Source organism: Pararhizobium sp. LjRoot238 (assembly GCF_964252955.1).
Lineage (GTDB): Bacteria > Pseudomonadota > Alphaproteobacteria > Rhizobiales > Rhizobiaceae > Pararhizobium.
Window position 1 is genome coordinate 3,792,174 of the sequence record NZ_CAXUPP020000001.1, and the last position, 16,556, is coordinate 3,808,729.

Consider the following 16,556-nt stretch of genomic DNA (forward strand, 5'->3'; position numbering starts at 1 on the left):
CCGAGCATGCGGCTGACTTCGTATCAAAATGCAATTCAATCGACGGATTATAGAAACCAATCATTCATCATAAACCGATTGGTAACGCTATCCCGATAGAGTTTTGAGAACGGTCGTTTCTGGAGGCCACGCCCGGACGACATTTATGAAAAAGAATGAAGAGTAGTGTAGTGTCCAAATCCACATTCAACGGTTCCGTTCAACGCACCATTGTCCCATTCTTGCAGAAAGCCTGCCGGGTGCTGCTGGTCTCGCTGGCCGCTTCGCTGACGACCGTCTCCGCCGCCTCCGCAGCGCAATATGCCGGCATCGTCGTCGACGCCAAGACCGGCAAGGTCCTCTACAGCGAGGATGCCGATAGCCTTCGCTACCCGGCCTCGCTTACCAAGATGATGACGCTTTACCTGACCTTTGAAGCGCTTGAAGCCGGCAAGATCAGCACGAGCACACCAGTTCCCTTCTCCAAGCATGCATCAGCCGAGCCGCCGTCGAAGCTTGGCGTGCGCGCCGGCAATTCGATCACCGTGGAACAGGCGATCCTTGCCCTGGTGACCCGCTCGGCAAATGATGCGGCAACCGCGCTCGGCGAACTGCTCGGCGGTTCGGAAGAGCGCTTCGGCCGGATCATGACCAACAAGGCCCGCGCGCTCGGCATGACCCGCACCACCTATCGCAACGCCAACGGCCTGCCGAACACCGTGCAGATGACGACGGCGCGCGATCAGGCGCGCCTCGGCATAGCGCTTCGCCAGCACTTCCCGCAGTATTATTCCTACTTCTCGACACGCAGCTTCCGCTTCGGCAAGCAGACGATCGGCAACCACAACCGCCTGCTCGGCAATGTTCGCGGCGTCGACGGCATCAAGACCGGCTACACCCGCGCCGCTGGCTTCAACCTTGTGACATCGGCCCAGGCCGATGGCCGCAGCATCGTCGGCGTTGTGCTCGGCGGCAAATCCGGCGGCGCCCGCGACGCGCAGATGCGCGCCCTCGTCGCCAAATACCTACCGGCGGCCTCGCGCCGCGGTGGCGGTGACCTGATTGCGCAAACGGCTGATGCGCCGACCATGCAGGCGCAAGCCGTCGAGCAGCCGGCCGAAGCCTCGGTCGCTGCGACCGGTGGCAGCTTCAACCTGCCGAATGACGGCCCCGTCCCAGATTTCCGCTACAGCGGCGAAACCACCGAGAGTATCGAAGTCGCCTACGCCGAGCCGGCAAAGGTCAGCGCCAATCCGCTGGTGAACGAAAACATCATGCCGAATACGCTGGAAGCCCAGAGCCGCAAGATTGCCAAGGCTGCACCGGTCCCGGCTGCCGCGGTCGACAACCAGATCACCAACTCCGTTGCCAAGGCTGCAGCCGAAACGCCCGCCACCGAATCGACGCCTGACGGCTGGGTCATCCAGATCGGCGCGACGCCGGACAAGGACCAGGCCATGACGATGCTCGAAAACGCCAAGGACAAGGGCGGCAAGGCTCTGCGCGGCGCAACGCCCTTTACCGTGGCTTTTGCCAGCGGCGACGGTCATCTCTATCGGGCGCGCTTCGGTGGATTCGCCAACCAGGACAAGGCCGTGAACGCCTGTAAAACGCTGAAGCGCAAGGGTTTCGCGTGCTGGGCCAGCCTGCAATAGCATGTATTGAAGTTTCGATCACCGGCGAGCGTTTGCCGGCGGTCCTCCTCGGATTTGGTTTTGCGTAACGAGGTCAGTTATGGGAATGAACGAGAATGGGCCGGGCATGACGCCCGCTCCGGACAAGAAACGGAAGGCGCCGCGCTACGGCCTGCATCCCTTGCACGAAGCGGCCATGCGCATCGCCGAACTCGGCAGTCGCCCCAAGTCGAAAACGAAGGATCTGGTGACGCTGCTTCTGACACATGGCGCGCGGGCCTGGCGCTCGACCCAGCCCACTGCGCAAATCCATGTGCATGTCACCTCGCCCTCGGGGCGCTATCCGATCCGGATCAAGATTCGGTAGGAATGCTCATCAGCCCAACGACAAAAGCCCGGCATTGCCGGGCTTTTGTCGTTCTGGCCCGGTATCGTCGGGCTTTTGCCGTTCTGGCCGTGACTTTCAGAGGAGGCCGAGTTCAGCGAGTTCGCGGCGCAGCTCAAGTGGCATTTCCGTCGTGCCGCCGCCCAAGGCCATCAGATCGCGCGACGCATCCTTGTCCTCCAGATAGCGCCAGCCCTGGAAGGCGCGGCGCGGCTGGTAGGCCGTTTCGATCACTTCGGGACCGAGAATGAGGTTACAGCGGCCGATGCCGTCGGCGTCCGTAAACGTCTCGATGCCGGTCAGCCGCTGGCGTGCCTGCACTTGCCCCTTGATCACCCAATAGAGCGATCCGCCGTCCAACAATTCCTCGACGCGTTTCGGGACCATGCGGGTCGTGTGGGAGGAGTGCGGCTCGAGGCCCGCGGCAATCGCCGTCAGCGCCCGCCGCGAAACCCATTCGCGAAGGTCTTCGATCGATTCCGCGCCGACGCAGAGCTTGATGAGATGCAAGGCCATGGCCGGAGTTGAACACCCAGTCACCCATCGCGGTCAAGCTTGTTCTTGACCGCTCCACAAAACGAGACTGCGTCAGCACTCTACGACGTTGACGGCGAGACCGCCCGTCGACGTTTCCTTGTATTTGTCGTGCATATCGACCCCGGTCTGGCGCATCGTCTCGATGCAGGCATCCAGCGGCACGAAATGCTGGCCGTCGCCCTTGATCGCAAGCGATGCGGCAGTGACGGCCTTGACCGCGCCGAGCGCATTGCGCTCAATGCAGGGCACCTGCACGAGGCCGGCGATCGGATCGCAGGTCATGCCGAGATGATGTTCGAGCGCGATTTCCGCGGCGTTCTCGATCTGCTCCGGAGTGCCGCCCATCACGGCAGCAAGACCGGCGGCCGCCATCGCTGAGGCCGAGCCGACCTCGCCCTGACAGCCGACCTCGGCGCCGGAGATCGAGGCGTTGAACTTGATGATGCCGCCGATCGCGGCCGCGGTCAGAAGATAGTCGCGAATACCGTGATGGTCCGCATCGTCGTGGAAATGCAGGTAGTAGCGGATCGTGGCGGGAACCACGCCCGCCGCACCGTTGGTCGGCGACGTCACCACCCGACCGCCTGCGGCGTTCTCCTCGTTGACCGCCATCGCATAGACGCTCAGCCAGTCGTTGGCGAGCAGCGGATTGACCTTGTTGGAGCGCCATTCGTCCTGCAGCTTGTCATGGATCATGGCGGCGCGGCGGCGCACCTTCAGCCCGCCGGGCAGGATACCGCCACCGGTCAGCCCGCGGTCGATGCAGCTCTTCATCGCCGCCCAGATACGGTCGAGGCCCTCGTCGAGTTCCTCCCGCGACATCGAACATTCCTCGTTCGCCCGCTTCATCTGGGCGATCGACAGGCCGGAGCGCGCCGCCATCTCAAGCATCTGCTTGGCGGTCGCGAAGGGATAGGGAACCTTGACGCCGCCCGGCTTGGTCTTGCTCGCCTTCATCGCCTCCAGTTCGGTATCGGTGACGACGAAGCCGCCGCCGATGGAATAATAGACACGCTTCAGCAACAGCCGCCCGTCCTTGTCGAAGGCGGAGAAGGACATACCGTTGGCATGGCCCGGCAAGGGCACCTTCTTGTCGAAGACAAGATCGGTCTTCGGCTGGAAATCATAGGCCGGATGTCCGGGCGGCGTGATGCGGCCGGTGCGCTCGACCGTTTCGATGATCTCATCCATGCGATCGGGATCGATCTGATCCGGGCGCTCGCCCATCAGGCCGAGGATCACCGCCCTGCCCGTGCCATGGCCGATCCCGGTAAAGGCGAGCGAACCATGAAGGCTCGACTTGATGGAGGCGACGGCAGCGTTGGCCGGCCGCGGCCAATCGCTCGACAGGATCAGGTCGAGAAAGCGGTTCGCCGCCGACATCGGGCCCATGGTGTGCGAGCTTGAAGGACCGATACCGATCTTGAAGACATCAAAAACCGAAAGAAACATTCGAACTCCGCCTTGGGCACTGGTTGGCCGGAAACACCGCCGGACCACAATCATATCTACGAAACTAGGCTATCCTGCGCCTGCCATCAGGCGATCGACCGACATCCGCTCCTGCGCGTGCGACACGCTTTGCCGCTCCCTTGCCGACGCGGCGATTCCTCACTCATAAGTCGCCATGCGCGGCACCGGTTTTCAAGGGGCACGGCAAACTTTCGTGATGCCTTGCAATTTCGGCAAACCATGCCAAAAACGCAGGCATGACACTTACGGATTATATCGCATTGGCGGTGTTTGCGCTGCTGTGGATCGGGTACAACTGGGCCACGGACGGCAAGGTGCAACTCAAGCGCGTCAGCCTGACGCGACTGATGATGGAAAACCGCCGCCGGTGGATCCTCAATTCGCTCACTCGCGACCTGAAGATGATCGACACCCAGATCGTCGCCGGACTGCAGGCGGGCACGGCATTCTTTGCATCCACTACGATCTTCGCGCTCGGCGGCTGTTTTGCCCTGCTCGGAGCGACCGACCAGGTCCAGACGATCATGAACGACCTGCCTTACGTCTTCCATGGCGGTCGCAGCGCATTCGAACTGAAGGTTGGCGGCCTTGCCTGCCTGTTCGCCTATGCCTTCTTCAAGTTCGCTTGGTCCTACCGCCTGTTCAACTACTGCTCCATCCTGATCGGCGGTATCCCGATGATGTCCGACATGCTGCAGGACCGCGCCGGGGCTGAACGGGCGGCTGGTCGGGCGGTCAAGATGAACATCCTCGCCGCCAAGCACTTCAATGCCGGCCTGCGCAGCATCTTCCTGTCGATCGGCTATCTCGGCTGGTTCGTCAGCCCTTATGTCTTCATCGCCCTGACCGCCTTCGTCATCTTCGTCCTCACGCGGCGGCAATTCTATTCGGAAGCGCGTGAAGCCCTTCTTGACGACACAAACCCCTGAGATTCTTGAGGCAGCACGGTGAACCGTTGCGCCTGGCGCAAGCTCGCCGCCGTATGTTCTCATGATCGGAAAAGTAGAGCCATGTCGATTACCAACGCAGTTACCGCAAGCGACAACGGAGAAGCGCCGCCGGCAACCGCCGAAAAACGGGGCCGGATCTGGGCGATCGATGCCTTGCGCGGTGTGGCCCTGATCGCCATGGCGACCTATCATTTCTCCTGGGACCTAGAATTCTTCGGATACATCGAACCGGGCACCGTCGGCACCGGCGCATTCAAGATGTATGCCCGGCTGATCGCCGGCAGTTTCCTGTTTCTGGCCGGTGTCAGCCTCGTGCTCGGGCACTACCCCGCCATTCGCGCCCGCGCCTTCGCCATCCGCTTTGCGAAAATAGCGGCGGCGGCCCTCGCCATCACCGGCGTCACCTGGTTCGTCTTCCCCGACAGCTTCATCTTCTTCGGCATCCTGCATTCGATCGCCACGGCCAGCCTGATCGGCCTGATTTTCCTAAAACTGCCCGCCCTCCTGACACTGGCGGCGGCGGCGGCGGCCTTCGCGGCGCCGCTCACCCTCCGATCACCGGTCTTCGACACGCCGGCGCTCTTATGGGTTGGCCTCTCGGAAACGTTGCCCCGCTCGAATGACTATGTGCCGCTGCTTCCCTGGCTAGGCCCGTTCCTTGCGGGCATTGCGGTGGCGCGCATCGCGTCGGGCTTCGGATGGTTCGACAAATTGCGCACCAACGGCAGCGCGCGGTGGAAAACTGTGCTGACCACGGCCGGCCGTCACAGTCTCATCATCTACCTTCTGCATCAGCCGCTGCTGTTCGCACTCGTCTATCTCTTCTCTCTCGGTTTTCCCGCAGCCAAGCCGGATCCGGTCGAAGCCTTCCGCGCAAATTGCGAGGTGACCTGCAGCAAACAGGAAACCGCGGCCATCTGCGCGAGATTCTGTGGCTGCACGTTAGACAAGCTGATGGAAGAAAATCTTTTCGAGCCGCTGAACGCCGGCAAAATCGACATCACCACCGACGAGCGCATTGCACGCATCGCCAGTCAATGCACCGTGGATGCACAAGCGAAGGAATAGACATGAACGCCTATCGCGCCAAGCCGCTGAGATACCCCTGGCCACCCGTTCTTTATGCGGTTGCCATGCTGGCGGCGGCGGCCTTGGGGCGTTTGGTGCCGATTTCCGTCGCTCACAGCCACGGCTGGCTATCCTGGCTTGCCGGCGCGGCCCTCATCCTCGTCGCAGTCTCGCTGGACATATGGGCAATGAAGACACTGATCGAGAGGCACACCGCCATTCTGCCACACCGGCGTTCGTCGCATCTCGTCACCTGCGGACCGTTCCGCCTCACCCGCAATCCGATCTATCTCGGCTACACGATCATGATGGTCGGCTTAGGCCTGATCACGCTCAATCCATGGTTCTTCATTCTGGCCAGTTTGGCTGTAGCACTGACGACCGCTTTCGCGATCCGCAAGGAAGAACTGCATCTTTTGTCGCGCTTCGGCTTCGAGTTCGAGCGCTATTGCCGCGCCACGAGCCGGTGGATTTGACACGAACTGTGGCGCAAGGCCATGCGGTTCAGGTACCAACGCCGATTTCGGCAAGCCGGGTCAGACAGGCTTCCTCGACATTGCTCAGTTCTTCCAGGGTCTCTTCGATGTCCTTGCGCTTCTGGATCAGTTCTTCGCGCTTTTCCTCGACGCGCTTCATCAACAAGCGCAACTGGCCGGCCTCGCCGGGTGGATCCTTGTAGACCTGGATGATTTCGCGGATCTCGGCGATGGTGAAGCCGATACGGCGGCCGCGCAGGATTTCCATGATCAGCCGGCGATCGGCCGAGCGGAACAGCCGGGTGCGGCCGCGACGTTCGGGATGGATGAGCCCCTCATCCTCGTAGAAACGCAGCGTGCGGGTCGAAATCCCGAATTCCCGTGTCAGTTCCGTAATGGTATAGTATTTGTTCACGCCTGCCTCGCTCGGAACCGCAGCTTGAAAGCGGGGCACCAGAGGCCCGTATTCGCAGATGCGGTTTAAGTGTCGCGCCGGTTGGCCCGCTCGAAACGAGGCCGTCGCATATTACGGCCCAATCTGATTGACTTTGACGTAAAAGTCAAATTTTTCGCGTAACCGTCAGCTGACGTTGAACCACCAGGTGGCCAGCCCGAGGAAAGAGAAGAAGCCGGTCACATCCGTCACCGCGGTGACGAAAACCGCGGAAGAAACGGCGGGATCGGCACCTGAACGATCAAGCAGCAGCGGGATCATGATTCCGGCAAGAGCGGCGGCGATCATATTGATCAGCATCGCGGTCGCAATGATGCCGCCGATATTGTGGTCCTGGAACCAGGCGCCGGCGACGATGCCGATCAACACGCCGAACAGCAACCCGTTCAAAAGGCCGACACCGGCCTCGCGGCGCACGATGCGCCAGGCATTGTGAATATCGAGATCGCGGGTCGCGAGCGCGCGCACCGTCACCGTCATCGTCTGCGAGCCGGCATTGCCGCCCATGCCCGCAACGATCGGCATCAGCACGGCAAGTGCTACGATCTGCTGGATTGTCGCTTCGAAAAGTCCGATGACCGATGCAGCCAGAAACGCCGTCAGCAGGTTGACCATGAGCCACGGCACGCGCGAGCGCGACGTGCTGCCAATCGAATCGGACAGTTCTTCATCGCCGACGCCGCCAAGGCGCATCAGGTCTTCTTCGGCTTCCTCCTGGATGACGTCGACGACGTCATCGATGGTCAGAACGCCGACCAGCCTGTTGTTTTCATCGACCACGGCAGCGGATAGAAGGTCATACTGCTCGAAGACCTGCGCTGCCTCTTCCTGGTCCATTTCGGCCGGGATGGGATGATTGGTTTCGCGCATGATCGTCTCGATCTTGACCGAGCGTTTGGTGCGCAGGATGCGGTCGAGATCGAGCGCGCCGACCAGCTTGAAGGTCGGATCGATCACGAAAATCTGCGTAAAGCTCTCCGGCAGATCGTCGTCTTCGCGCATGTAGTCGATGGTCTGGCCGACCGTCCAGAACGGCGGCACCGCGACGAACTCCGTCTGCATGCGGCGGCCGGCCGTGCTTTCGGGATAGTCGAGCGAACGCCGCAACCGCACCCGTTCGGTGAACGGCAGTTTCGACAGGATCTCTTCCTGGTCTTCCTGGTCGAGGTCTTCCAGAATGTAGACGGCGTCGTCCGAATCCATCTCGCCGATCGCCGCGGCGATCTGCTCGTTCGGAAGGTGTTCGACGATATCGAGGCGGATCGCCTCGTCCACCTCGGTCAGTGCCGACAGGTCGAAATCCTCGCCGAGCAAGGAAACGAGCGCCCGGCGCTGGTCCGGCTGGATCGACTCCAGCACGTCGCCCATTTCAGACGCGTGCAGACGGGCGACATGCTGACGAAGGTAAAGCAGATCGCGATCGGCGATGGCTGCGCCGACATGCATCAGGTAGTCGGAGCGCACCGAACCGTCTTCTGCATAGATATCGGAGCCGTCATAGGCGTCTTCGCCCACCGCTTTGCGCTCATTTTCCTGATCGCCGGTGCTGCTCATGTGCCCGCCCTCGAAAGAATTGCAGCCATCCAAAACGCCGGCGCAAAAGCCGGCGGGAACAGGAAGGCTATATCATATGCCGGTGGTCGCGGAGACCCCGCGAGGGGAACCGCTCTTCCCTGCTAACCCAACACACCGGCAAGGTCCACCATCCGATTCGTCCTCAGGCCGTTCATGCCATCACTTTTGCCCAAGCTGTTGCAAAATCACAGGAATTGTTTAGCTCTGACACAGCCTGAAAAAGCGGAGCCTGACCTTGCCGATACGATCGATCCTGCGATTTCCCGATGCGCGGCTGAGCATGGCGGCAGCGCCCGTGGAACGGTTCGATGCGGACCTCGCCGCGCTGGCCAATGATCTCCTGGAAACGATGCGCGCAGCGCCGGGCATCGGCATCACGGCACCGCATATCGGCATCCTGCAACGCCTCACGGTCATCGAGCTTGATCCCGCATCAGGACCGAAAATCTACGTCAATCCGGAAATTATCTGGTCGTCCGATGAGACGGTCTCGCACGCCGAAGGCAGCGTCTCCATGCCCGGGATTACCGAAGACGTTATTCGGCCCCGCCTGATCCGCGTCCGCTACCAGACGCCTTCCGGCGATGTGGTGGAAATGGAAGCGGACGGCCTGCTGTCCATCTGCCTGCAGCATGAGATCGACCAACTCGACGGAATCTTCTGGCTGCAGCGGCTGTCGCGGCTGAAGCGCGAGCGCGCAGTAAAGCGTTTCGCAAAGCTGGCGAGGAGTGGCTAAGCCCTTTTAAAGACATAAAAAAACCCGCTGAAAAAGCGGGCTCTTTGTTTGGCTTGAAAGCCAATGGTGCGGTCGAGAAGACTCGAACTTCCACGGGTTGCCCCACAGCGACCTCAACGCTGCGCGTCTACCAATTCCGCCACGACCGCATCGTGGTAGGTGCCTGATTGCTCCGGCGGGGGTGCATGTAGCAAAAGCATTTGGGGTGCACAAGGGCAGGATGACAGAAAGTTGACGGTGACAGCAACTATTTCAACAGGCCCAGACCGCACCCGTTGAGAATGCTGGACTCTTGGCCTCTCGCATACCATTTAGAAAACACTTGCAAACAGGATTGCCCGCGCCATGCAACGCGAAAGCCTTGAAAAGACATTCTTCTCTGCCGATGGCTCGCCGCCTGTGCGCTGGAGAATCGCTCCTTCCCTCGTCGATTATGCCGAGGCTGTGGAAACGATGGAACGCGAAGCGGCCGCAATCTCAGCCGGCGATGCGGACGAACTTGTCTGGCTGGTCGAGCATCCGCCGCTCTATACCGCCGGCACCAGCGCCGATGCATCAGACCTTGTGATGCCCGACCGATTCCCGGTGTTCCAGACCGGCCGTGGCGGCGAATACACCTATCACGGGCCGGGACAGCGCGTCGTCTATGTCATGCTTGATCTGAAGCGGCGCAAGCAGGACGTTCGCGCCTTTGTCGCCGCACTCGAAAGCCTGGTCATCGAAACGCTCGCCAGCATGAACGTCAAAGGCGAACGACGCGAGGACCGCGTCGGCGTCTGGGTACGCCGGCCGGAGCGCCACCCCCTTCCCGATGGTTCGGTGGCGGAGGACAAGATCGCCGCCATCGGCATCCGCCTGCGCAAATGGGTGAGCTTTCACGGGCTGTCGCTGAACGTCGATCCGGATCTCGATCATTTCGGCGGGATCGTCCCCTGCGGCATTCGCGGCTATGGCGTCACCAGCCTCGTCGATCTCGGCCTTCTGGTGATGATGGCCGATGTCGATATAAAGCTGCGCCAGGCCTTCGAGGCTATTTTCGGCCCGACAGTCAACGACGGCGCTCAGGAAAACAGCCGGTCCGTCGCATAGATGATGGCATAGCCATGCAGGGCGACGGCTGAATAGAGGCCGAGGGCACTGACGATGCGTTGACCGCCGGTCATCTCGTCCAGGCGATGTCGCGGCTTGACGCCACCCTGCCCCATCAGGCTCAGCAAAGCGAAGACGGCAAGCCCCGCCAACAGCGCCTGCGACGACAGACCGATGCGCCAGCCTACCGCGAGAATGACCAATGTCAGAAGAAAACTTCCGGCCGTCAGGCTTGTCCGTGAGCGGAATACCTGGCGCAGCACCTGCCCGCCATCGAAGCGGTTCATCGGCAGGAGATTGAGCAGGTTGAAGGCGCCGAGAATCAGCAGAAAGACCAGAACCGACTGCCGTGGCACGAAGGCGAGCACACCCTCGCCGCCCGCTTCGTGCAGCGCGATCCCGACTGGAATGACGAAAGCCGACATACCGGCTCCCATCAGGGCGCAGGTGGCGACTTCGAACAGGGAATTATACGGCCTGCCGCCGATGGCGATGCCGCCCAACAGCGGCACGAAGATCATCCGCACCGTCTTGTGGCCGAAGGCACGGTAGGCGGCCATGTGACCCAGCTCGTGCAGCACGATGACGAGCGTCAGCAGTGCCGACAGCATCAGGCCATCGCTGGTCAGGCCGAAAAACGGCCAGAGAAGCAATGTCGAGAGCAGCGCCAGAGCGCATTGCACGAGCGGATGCTCGAAGCCGGCGCGCACGGGTTTGCTCGTCCCAGTCTCCAGCCACTGATGCAGCGCCTTCACCTCCCGCCGCAAGGCGACGAAGCGGAAAATCAGGAAGGCGATGCCACGATAGCGGTCGGTCTGCTCGATCGTCAGATGAACCACATCGCTGTCTTCCTCGATGCGGCGGCGCTCGCGAAAATCCTTCCAGAACGATGCGTCAACGGCAGTGTCGTCGACGACGCGGGCCTCGTAGGCGTGAGCGGTTTTTTCGGTGATCTCGAAGGTCCGAACGATCGGCTGGCCATGCCGGTCGAGATGGGTGTAGGTCTGCTGCACGCGGTTTTCGGCACCGGGCAACACGCGGCTGGTCAGTACGGAGTGGTGCCAATCGGCCGATGCGCCGTGCGGCGAGACGGCGCCCCAGACCCTCTCCGCTTCGGCCCGGAATGTCACACGTAGCCGCACAGTGCGCCGCCCCAGCGGCGTTGCCATCAGAAGCCAGACAAGGCCGATATTGATGATCAGAAGCACGATTACCGAAATATGCGCCGCCATACGCGTCCTCCGCCTTGTCTCAGCCGAACGCTAGCTGCAGAGCATGAACAAATCGTGCGGAGAGCCGGGATCGACCGGCTGTCCTGGTTCCCACGGCTACGCCGCCGCCGCTTGATCGCCCGGCAGGCCTGACAGAACACCGATCTGGTCGAGCATGCCGCGCTCGCGCGCTGTCAGTCGACTGCCGCGCGAGCGCGCGATCGCACTCATCACGCGGGCGATCAGCGTGACATCCGATTTCTGCAGACCATGCTGCCTGCTGCCGCGCATTCCAGCCCAGGCGCCAATCTCGCCGGTGATTGCAAGGCGAACCTGTTCAAGCGCGAAGATCGAAAGGCTGTCGGGAATACGAGACGAGATATCGATGACATGAAACAGCAGATCGAGTTCGATGGGCGAATTGATCACGCCTCGCGTCGAGATCATCGCGATCAGCCAATCGGCCTTCCATTCGTCCATGGCGCCCTGCGGATCGCTGCAGTGGACGATGAAATTCGTCATGGTTTCGATGAAATAGTGATGCCATTCGGGACATTTTTCGCTGCACGAACTGTTGATCGCCAGAAGGACCATCGCATCCTGCGACGAGGTCAGCCCTCCCACGAAAACATGCTCGCGCAGAATGCCTATATCTTCGGCCGTCAAGCGCGTCTTCCCGGCGATCACACATGCCGGATAAGAAAGACGAAGTTCACTCATCTTTTCTCTCCCGTTTCATCATGAAACTGGAAGTAGCGTAGGCGGAACCCGTTTCCATTCAGAAAAGAATGGGCGTTAACAAAGGCTTGCACGATTCATTCAAATTTTACCATTACTGCGCCGCGCGTCTTTCAAGACGCGCTAAGGACGCACTAACACGTTGAACTGCTGCATAATTTTGTCCTTAAATCGATTCCCGATTTAAGGAATTATGCAGTTGCCCAGCCCGCCGCTCCCGCCAGATCATGAAAAGACCGGAACCGACGATGATCGCGATGCCAAGCCATTTCGACGCTGTCGGAAATTCGCCGAAGATCAGGAAGCCCAGGGCGGTCCCCGTGATGATCTCGAAATAGTGGAATGGTGCGAGAAGCGATACGGGGGCTGCCTGAAACGCCTTGACGACGAGAAGATGGCCGTATCCGGAAATCGTGCCGAGAACGATGACCAGGACCCAGCCCAGTGGGGAATGCGGCAACGACGGCACGAAATCCACCGCTCCGGCGCTATGGCCGACAGCGATCGCCACGATCATGAACAGAGACCCGCCGACGCCGGCGATCGTCTGCATCGCCAACGGCGTATCCGCACTGCCGACAATCCGGTTCAAGAGGAGATAACAGGCGAACAGGAACGCGCAGAGGACCGGCAACAATGACTTTGCCCCGAAGAGTTCGAAACTCGGCTGGATGACGATCATCGCGCCACCGAAACCGACGATGATGGCAAGCCAGCGCCGCCACCCGACCTTTTCGCGAAGAACCAGTGCCGAAAGGCAGGTAAGGATGAACGGTTCGACGAAATAGATGGCGAAGACGTCGGCGAGCGGCATGTATTTGACTGCGACGAAGAACAACAATGCCGCTCCGGCAAGCAGGACGCCGCGCAGCAGATTGAACCAGAGCCGCCTGGGTTTCAGCGCACGGAGACCGCCGGTCGTCAGCAGCAGCGGCAGCACCGAAACGAGCTGGAAGAAAAACCGATAGAACGTTACCTGCCCCGGCGACATGCCCTGATAGACCGCCATATATTTGGCGATCGCGTCCATACACGGCAGGATGATCATCGCGAACAGCATGATCGCGAGCCCCTGCATGACGGTCGTGGCGGGGGCGCCGGTTGTGCGGGATGATGTGCTCAAACTGAAGTTCCCATTTCTTCGTTGGTCGGACACGGAAGCGAAGGCGTTTTTGGCGGCATTTTTGGCGTGCTGGAGTGTCCGGTCGCGTGCAGGGCCATATAGACTGGCTGAATGAACTACCCGACCGCAACAGCGCGGCCGCCCCGGAACTCGACCATCCAAGCCAACAAGGCAAAAGGAGAGACCGATGCGCTTATCAACCGATACCTTTCTAGCCATGATTCGCCGGCCAAGCGACAATGATACGCTCGGAGGAAGAATCTGGCGCGCGCGCGACGCGCTGAACCTCTCGGCACAGGAACTGGCGGACCGGCTGGGCGTCCGCACCGACACGATTTCCGCCTGGGAGCGCGACCGGTCGGAGCCACGCACCAACCGGCTGTTCACGCTGGCGGGCGTTCTGGGCGTAAGTCCGGCCTGGCTGATTGCCGGTATCGGCGAAGCGCCGAAGGACGACATTTCCAACACCATTTCCGGACAGCTGCGCGACCAGCTGGCGCAGGTGAAGAAACTGCACGAACAGACAGGAAAAGCGATCTCTGCCCTTGAGATGGAGATCAACCGCGTCCTACAGGACATGCAATAAATCACGACTCAAATAGCCGATACAGGCTTGAGCGCCGCACGCCACTCTGCGATTGTGGCGCCAATTCATTCAGGGAGAAGAACCATGGACGTACGCGCCGCTGTTGCCGTTCAGGCCGGCAAGCCATTGGAAATCATGACGGTTCAGCTGGAAGGTCCGCGGGCCGGCGAAGTGCTGGTCGAGGTCAAGGCGACCGGCATCTGCCATACCGACGAGTTCACCCTGTCCGGCGCCGATCCGGAAGGCATTTTCCCAGCCATCCTCGGCCACGAGGGTGCCGGCATCGTCGTCGATGTCGGCCCGGGCGTCACCTCGCTGAAGAAGGGCGACCACGTTATTCCGCTCTATACGCCGGAATGCCGCACCTGCCCCTCCTGCCTGTCGCGCAAGACCAATCTGTGCACCGCCATCCGCGCAACGCAGGGCCAGGGCCTGATGCCGGACGGCACCTCGCGGTTCTCGATCGGCAAGGACAAGATCTTCCACTACATGGGCTGCTCGACCTTCGCCAACTTCACCGTGCTGCCCGAGATCGCACTCGCCAAGGTCAATCCTGACGCGCCCTTCGACAAGATCTGCTATATCGGCTGCGGCGTCACCACCGGCATCGGCGCCGTCATCAACACCGCCAAGGTCGAGATCGGCGCGACCGCCATCGTCTTCGGTCTCGGCGGCATCGGTTTGAACGTCATCCAGGGCCTCAAGCTCGCCGGTGCCGACATGATCATCGGCGTCGACTTGAACAACGACAAGAAGGTCTGGGGAGAGCGTTTCGGCATGACGCATTTTGTCAACCCGAAGGAAGTCGGCGACGACATCGTGCCTTATCTCGTCAACATGACGAAGCGCGGCGCCGACCAGATCGGCGGGGCGGACTATACCTTCGACTGCACCGGCAACACGAAAGTGATGCGCCAGGCATTGGAAAGCTCGCATCGCGGCTGGGGCAAGTCGGTGATCATCGGCGTCGCGGGCGCTGGCCAGGAGATCTCGACCCGGCCGTTCCAGCTGGTCACCGGCCGTACCTGGATGGGCACCGCCTTCGGCGGCGCGCGCGGCCGCACCGATGTGCCGAAGATCGTCGACTGGTACATGGAGGGCAAGATCCAGATCGACCCGATGATCACCCACACCATGCCGCTCGAAGACATCAACAAGGGTTTTGACCTCATGCATGCGGGTGAGAGCATCCGCAGTGTCGTGATCTACTAGGATCGCCTCAAAATTTGGCCGCGCCCCACGGAGGGGCGCGGAAGCCACTCACACCGGCGGAATTCGATGCTGACGCGTTTTTTGATCGCCGCAAGCGATGAAACCAATGGGAAATTCGGTCGCGCGGCCATGACAGCGATGATCGGGGTATAGTGCATGTCAGAAGAAGGGCCGCAGACCAGCACCATCTACGTCGATGCCGACGCCTGCCCGGTCAAGCCGGAAATCCTGAAGGTTGCCGAGCGCCATGGCCTGCCCGTTGTCCTCGTCGCCAATTCGGGCCTGCGGCCGTCCCGCGACCCGATGGTGCGCAATGTCATCGTCTCGGCCGGTTTCGACGCAGCCGACGACTGGATCGCGGAACGGGCCGGCGAAGGCGACATCGTCGTCACGGCCGACGTTCCGCTTGCCGGGCGCTGTGTCGCTGCCGGCGCGCAGGTGACGGGGCCGACCGGCCGGATCTTCGACAAGGCCAATATCGGCATTGCGACAGCGATGCGCGACCTCGGTGCGCATCTGCGCGAGACCGGTGAAAGCAAGGGCTATAACGCCGCCTTCTCGCCCCGCGATCGTTCTGCTTTTCTCGAAACGCTGGACCGGCTTTGCCGCCGCGTCAAACAGCGCTAGTGGTGTAAAAAAGCGCCCCGGGAGCGTTCATGAGCAAGACAGACAGGAAGATCGCCCATCGCCGCCATGTGCCCTTCTACGCGGGCGGCATTTTCGCCGTCACCACGGCTGTTCTTTGCCTGTTTGTTGCACCGAGATTCGCGGTGGGTCTCTCGGCGGTCGTGTTCTTTTCGATCTACATGGGTCTCATCGCCCGTCGTCTACCGAAATTGACGGGAGCCTATCTGAAACGCAACGCTGCGGGGACCGACGAGCCCGCGATCGTCATCTTTGCTGTCACGCTCATCGCCGTCGGCGTTTCCACCGTTTCACTGTTCCAGGCGCTCAATGCCGGCGGCACGGAGACAGTTATCGAACTCATACTGGCTTTTGCATCCGTTGCGCTTGGCTGGCTGACCATCCATACGATGGCGGCGATGCATTACGCGCATCGCTATTGGAGTCCGGAAATGGGGGACAACGAGGGCGACGGCCGCAGTCTCGATTTCCCGGGCACGACAGAGCCGGGCGGCTACGACTTCCTCTACTTCGCTTTCGTCATCGGCATGACGGCACAGACCTCGGATATTGTCATCACCTCGACCGCAATGCGAAAGATCAATCTCCTGCACGCGGTCGTATCCTTTTTCTTCAACACGGTGCTGGTGGCCGCTGCGGTCAACGCGGTAGTCTCGCTGGCATAGCGGCACATTCATATCCACAG

18 protein-coding genes and 1 tRNA gene are annotated in these 16,556 nt (G+C 61.1%); 11 read left to right on the forward strand and 8 right to left on the reverse strand.

Annotated elements, in window-relative coordinates:
* Nucleotides 1–155: 155 nt before the first annotated feature.
* Together ACSQ3F_RS18505 and ACSQ3F_RS18510 are read left to right on the forward strand one after the other, a co-directional pair.
* Nucleotides 156–1,634 (forward strand): SPOR domain-containing protein, encoded by a 1,479-nt coding sequence (locus tag ACSQ3F_RS18505; RefSeq protein ID WP_436101572.1) that lies wholly within the window; start codon nucleotides 156–158, stop codon nucleotides 1,632–1,634.
* Nucleotides 1,635–1,713: 79 nt separating this feature from the next.
* Nucleotides 1,714–1,980, forward strand: a complete 267-nt coding sequence (locus ACSQ3F_RS18510; protein WP_436087587.1) for a hypothetical protein — start codon at nucleotides 1,714–1,716, stop codon at nucleotides 1,978–1,980.
* A 96-nt stretch (nucleotides 1,981–2,076) separates the two neighbouring features.
* On the opposite strand, the gene ACSQ3F_RS18515 is transcribed toward ACSQ3F_RS18510, so the two are convergent.
* Together ACSQ3F_RS18515 and ACSQ3F_RS18520 are read right to left on the reverse strand one after the other, a co-directional pair.
* The gene (locus ACSQ3F_RS18515; RefSeq protein ID WP_436101573.1) at nucleotides 2,077–2,514 is read right to left on the reverse strand and encodes a DUF1489 family protein; all 438 of its coding nucleotides are present in this window, start codon (nucleotides 2,512–2,514) and stop codon (nucleotides 2,077–2,079) included.
* A gap of 72 nt (nucleotides 2,515–2,586) precedes the next feature.
* A complete protein-coding gene (locus ACSQ3F_RS18520; RefSeq protein WP_436101574.1) occupies nucleotides 2,587–3,987 on the reverse strand; it encodes an L-serine ammonia-lyase in 1,401 nt (466 codons plus the stop codon).
* A gap of 257 nt (nucleotides 3,988–4,244) precedes the next feature.
* On the opposite strand from ACSQ3F_RS18520, the gene ACSQ3F_RS18525 reads away from it, so the two are divergent.
* From ACSQ3F_RS18525 to ACSQ3F_RS18535, 3 genes are all read left to right on the forward strand, one after another.
* Nucleotides 4,245–4,937: a DUF599 domain-containing protein gene (locus ACSQ3F_RS18525; RefSeq protein WP_436101575.1), complete on the forward strand. Its 693-nt coding sequence runs from the start codon at nucleotides 4,245–4,247 to the stop codon at nucleotides 4,935–4,937.
* Nucleotides 4,938–5,018: 81 nt separating this feature from the next.
* Nucleotides 5,019–6,026, forward strand: a complete 1,008-nt coding sequence (locus ACSQ3F_RS18530) for a heparan-alpha-glucosaminide N-acetyltransferase (protein WP_436101576.1) — start codon at nucleotides 5,019–5,021, stop codon at nucleotides 6,024–6,026.
* A 2-nt stretch (nucleotides 6,027–6,028) separates the two neighbouring features.
* Complete coding sequence (locus ACSQ3F_RS18535) at nucleotides 6,029–6,502, forward strand: methyltransferase family protein (protein ID WP_436101577.1); 474 nt, start codon at nucleotides 6,029–6,031, stop codon at nucleotides 6,500–6,502.
* A gap of 28 nt (nucleotides 6,503–6,530) precedes the next feature.
* Here the strand turns inward: ACSQ3F_RS18535 and ACSQ3F_RS18540 are convergent, their stop codons facing one another.
* Nucleotides 6,531–6,917, reverse strand: a complete 387-nt coding sequence (locus tag ACSQ3F_RS18540) for a MerR family transcriptional regulator (RefSeq protein ID WP_349434019.1) — start codon at nucleotides 6,915–6,917, stop codon at nucleotides 6,531–6,533.
* A gap of 165 nt (nucleotides 6,918–7,082) precedes the next feature.
* Nucleotides 7,083–8,510 (reverse strand): magnesium transporter, encoded by a 1,428-nt coding sequence (mgtE, locus tag ACSQ3F_RS18545; RefSeq protein ID WP_436101578.1) that lies wholly within the window; start codon nucleotides 8,508–8,510, stop codon nucleotides 7,083–7,085.
* A 256-nt stretch (nucleotides 8,511–8,766) separates the two neighbouring features.
* Between mgtE and ACSQ3F_RS18550 the strand changes: the two genes are divergently transcribed.
* Nucleotides 8,767–9,267 (forward strand): peptide deformylase, encoded by a 501-nt coding sequence (locus ACSQ3F_RS18550; protein WP_436101579.1) that lies wholly within the window; start codon nucleotides 8,767–8,769, stop codon nucleotides 9,265–9,267.
* A gap of 64 nt (nucleotides 9,268–9,331) precedes the next feature.
* Here the strand turns inward: ACSQ3F_RS18550 and ACSQ3F_RS18555 are convergent.
* Nucleotides 9,332–9,416, reverse strand: a tRNA-Leu gene (locus ACSQ3F_RS18555).
* A 196-nt stretch (nucleotides 9,417–9,612) separates the two neighbouring features.
* On the opposite strand from ACSQ3F_RS18555, the gene lipB reads away from it, so the two are divergent.
* Nucleotides 9,613–10,356 carry a lipoyl(octanoyl) transferase LipB gene (lipB, locus tag ACSQ3F_RS18560; protein WP_436101580.1) on the forward strand — a complete coding sequence of 248 codons (744 nt, stop codon included), beginning with the start codon at nucleotides 9,613–9,615 and terminating at the stop codon, nucleotides 10,354–10,356.
* On the opposite strand, the gene ACSQ3F_RS18565 is transcribed toward lipB, so the two are convergent.
* The 3 genes from ACSQ3F_RS18565 to ACSQ3F_RS18575 all read right to left on the reverse strand — a co-directional run bounded on the left by ACSQ3F_RS18565 (nucleotide 10,329) and on the right by ACSQ3F_RS18575 (nucleotide 13,383).
* Nucleotides 10,329–11,588, reverse strand: a complete 1,260-nt coding sequence (locus ACSQ3F_RS18565) for a hypothetical protein (protein ID WP_436101581.1) — start codon at nucleotides 11,586–11,588, stop codon at nucleotides 10,329–10,331. The two genes, lipB and ACSQ3F_RS18565, sit on opposite strands and share 28 nt — an antisense overlap.
* Before the next feature lie 96 nt (nucleotides 11,589–11,684).
* The gene (locus ACSQ3F_RS18570; RefSeq protein ID WP_436101582.1) at nucleotides 11,685–12,287 is read right to left on the reverse strand and encodes a hypothetical protein; all 603 of its coding nucleotides are present in this window, start codon (nucleotides 12,285–12,287) and stop codon (nucleotides 11,685–11,687) included.
* Between the two features lie 184 nt (nucleotides 12,288–12,471).
* Nucleotides 12,472–13,383 carry a DMT family transporter gene (locus ACSQ3F_RS18575; protein WP_436102184.1) on the reverse strand — a complete coding sequence of 304 codons (912 nt, stop codon included), beginning with the start codon at nucleotides 13,381–13,383 and terminating at the stop codon, nucleotides 12,472–12,474.
* Between the two features lie 232 nt (nucleotides 13,384–13,615).
* Between ACSQ3F_RS18575 and ACSQ3F_RS18580 the strand changes: the two genes are divergently transcribed.
* The 4 genes from ACSQ3F_RS18580 to ACSQ3F_RS18595 all read left to right on the forward strand — a co-directional run bounded on the left by ACSQ3F_RS18580 (nucleotide 13,616) and on the right by ACSQ3F_RS18595 (nucleotide 16,536).
* Nucleotides 13,616–14,014: a helix-turn-helix domain-containing protein gene (locus tag ACSQ3F_RS18580; RefSeq protein ID WP_436101583.1), complete on the forward strand. Its 399-nt coding sequence runs from the start codon at nucleotides 13,616–13,618 to the stop codon at nucleotides 14,012–14,014.
* An 84-nt stretch (nucleotides 14,015–14,098) separates the two neighbouring features.
* Nucleotides 14,099–15,226: an S-(hydroxymethyl)glutathione dehydrogenase/class III alcohol dehydrogenase gene (locus ACSQ3F_RS18585; protein WP_436101584.1), complete on the forward strand. Its 1,128-nt coding sequence runs from the start codon at nucleotides 14,099–14,101 to the stop codon at nucleotides 15,224–15,226.
* Between the two features lie 156 nt (nucleotides 15,227–15,382).
* Complete coding sequence (locus tag ACSQ3F_RS18590) at nucleotides 15,383–15,853, forward strand: YaiI/YqxD family protein (protein ID WP_436101585.1); 471 nt, start codon at nucleotides 15,383–15,385, stop codon at nucleotides 15,851–15,853.
* Nucleotides 15,854–15,882: 29 nt separating this feature from the next.
* The gene (locus ACSQ3F_RS18595) at nucleotides 15,883–16,536 is read left to right on the forward strand and encodes a DUF1345 domain-containing protein (RefSeq protein WP_436101586.1); all 654 of its coding nucleotides are present in this window, start codon (nucleotides 15,883–15,885) and stop codon (nucleotides 16,534–16,536) included.
* The last annotated feature ends 20 nt before the right edge of the window (nucleotides 16,537–16,556 follow it).

Bases quoted from the DNA above. Each gene is read 5' to 3' on its own strand.
- ACSQ3F_RS18505 (WP_436101572.1), top strand. From the start codon at position 156: ATGAAGAGTAGTGTAGTGTCCAAATCCACATTCAACGGTTCCGTTCAA.
- ACSQ3F_RS18510 (WP_436087587.1), top strand. From the start codon at position 1,714: ATGGGAATGAACGAGAATGGGCCGGGCATGACGCCCGCTCCGGACAAG.
- ACSQ3F_RS18515 (WP_436101573.1), bottom strand. From the start codon at position 2,514: ATGGCCTTGCATCTCATCAAGCTCTGCGTCGGCGCGGAATCGATCGAA.
- ACSQ3F_RS18520 (WP_436101574.1), bottom strand. From the start codon at position 3,987: ATGTTTCTTTCGGTTTTTGATGTCTTCAAGATCGGTATCGGTCCTTCA.
- ACSQ3F_RS18525 (WP_436101575.1), top strand. From the start codon at position 4,245: ATGACACTTACGGATTATATCGCATTGGCGGTGTTTGCGCTGCTGTGG.
- ACSQ3F_RS18530 (WP_436101576.1), top strand. From the start codon at position 5,019: ATGTCGATTACCAACGCAGTTACCGCAAGCGACAACGGAGAAGCGCCG.
- ACSQ3F_RS18535 (WP_436101577.1), top strand. From the start codon at position 6,029: ATGAACGCCTATCGCGCCAAGCCGCTGAGATACCCCTGGCCACCCGTT.
- mgtE (WP_436101578.1), bottom strand. From the start codon at position 8,510: ATGAGCAGCACCGGCGATCAGGAAAATGAGCGCAAAGCGGTGGGCGAA.
- lipB (WP_436101580.1), top strand. From the start codon at position 9,613: ATGCAACGCGAAAGCCTTGAAAAGACATTCTTCTCTGCCGATGGCTCG.
- ACSQ3F_RS18565 (WP_436101581.1), bottom strand. From the start codon at position 11,588: ATGGCGGCGCATATTTCGGTAATCGTGCTTCTGATCATCAATATCGGC.
- ACSQ3F_RS18570 (WP_436101582.1), bottom strand. From the start codon at position 12,287: ATGAGTGAACTTCGTCTTTCTTATCCGGCATGTGTGATCGCCGGGAAG.
- ACSQ3F_RS18575 (WP_436102184.1), bottom strand. From the start codon at position 13,383: ATGCAGGGGCTCGCGATCATGCTGTTCGCGATGATCATCCTGCCGTGT.
- ACSQ3F_RS18580 (WP_436101583.1), top strand. From the start codon at position 13,616: ATGCGCTTATCAACCGATACCTTTCTAGCCATGATTCGCCGGCCAAGC.
- ACSQ3F_RS18585 (WP_436101584.1), top strand. From the start codon at position 14,099: ATGGACGTACGCGCCGCTGTTGCCGTTCAGGCCGGCAAGCCATTGGAA.
- ACSQ3F_RS18590 (WP_436101585.1), top strand. From the start codon at position 15,383: ATGTCAGAAGAAGGGCCGCAGACCAGCACCATCTACGTCGATGCCGAC.
- ACSQ3F_RS18595 (WP_436101586.1), top strand. From the start codon at position 15,883: ATGAGCAAGACAGACAGGAAGATCGCCCATCGCCGCCATGTGCCCTTC.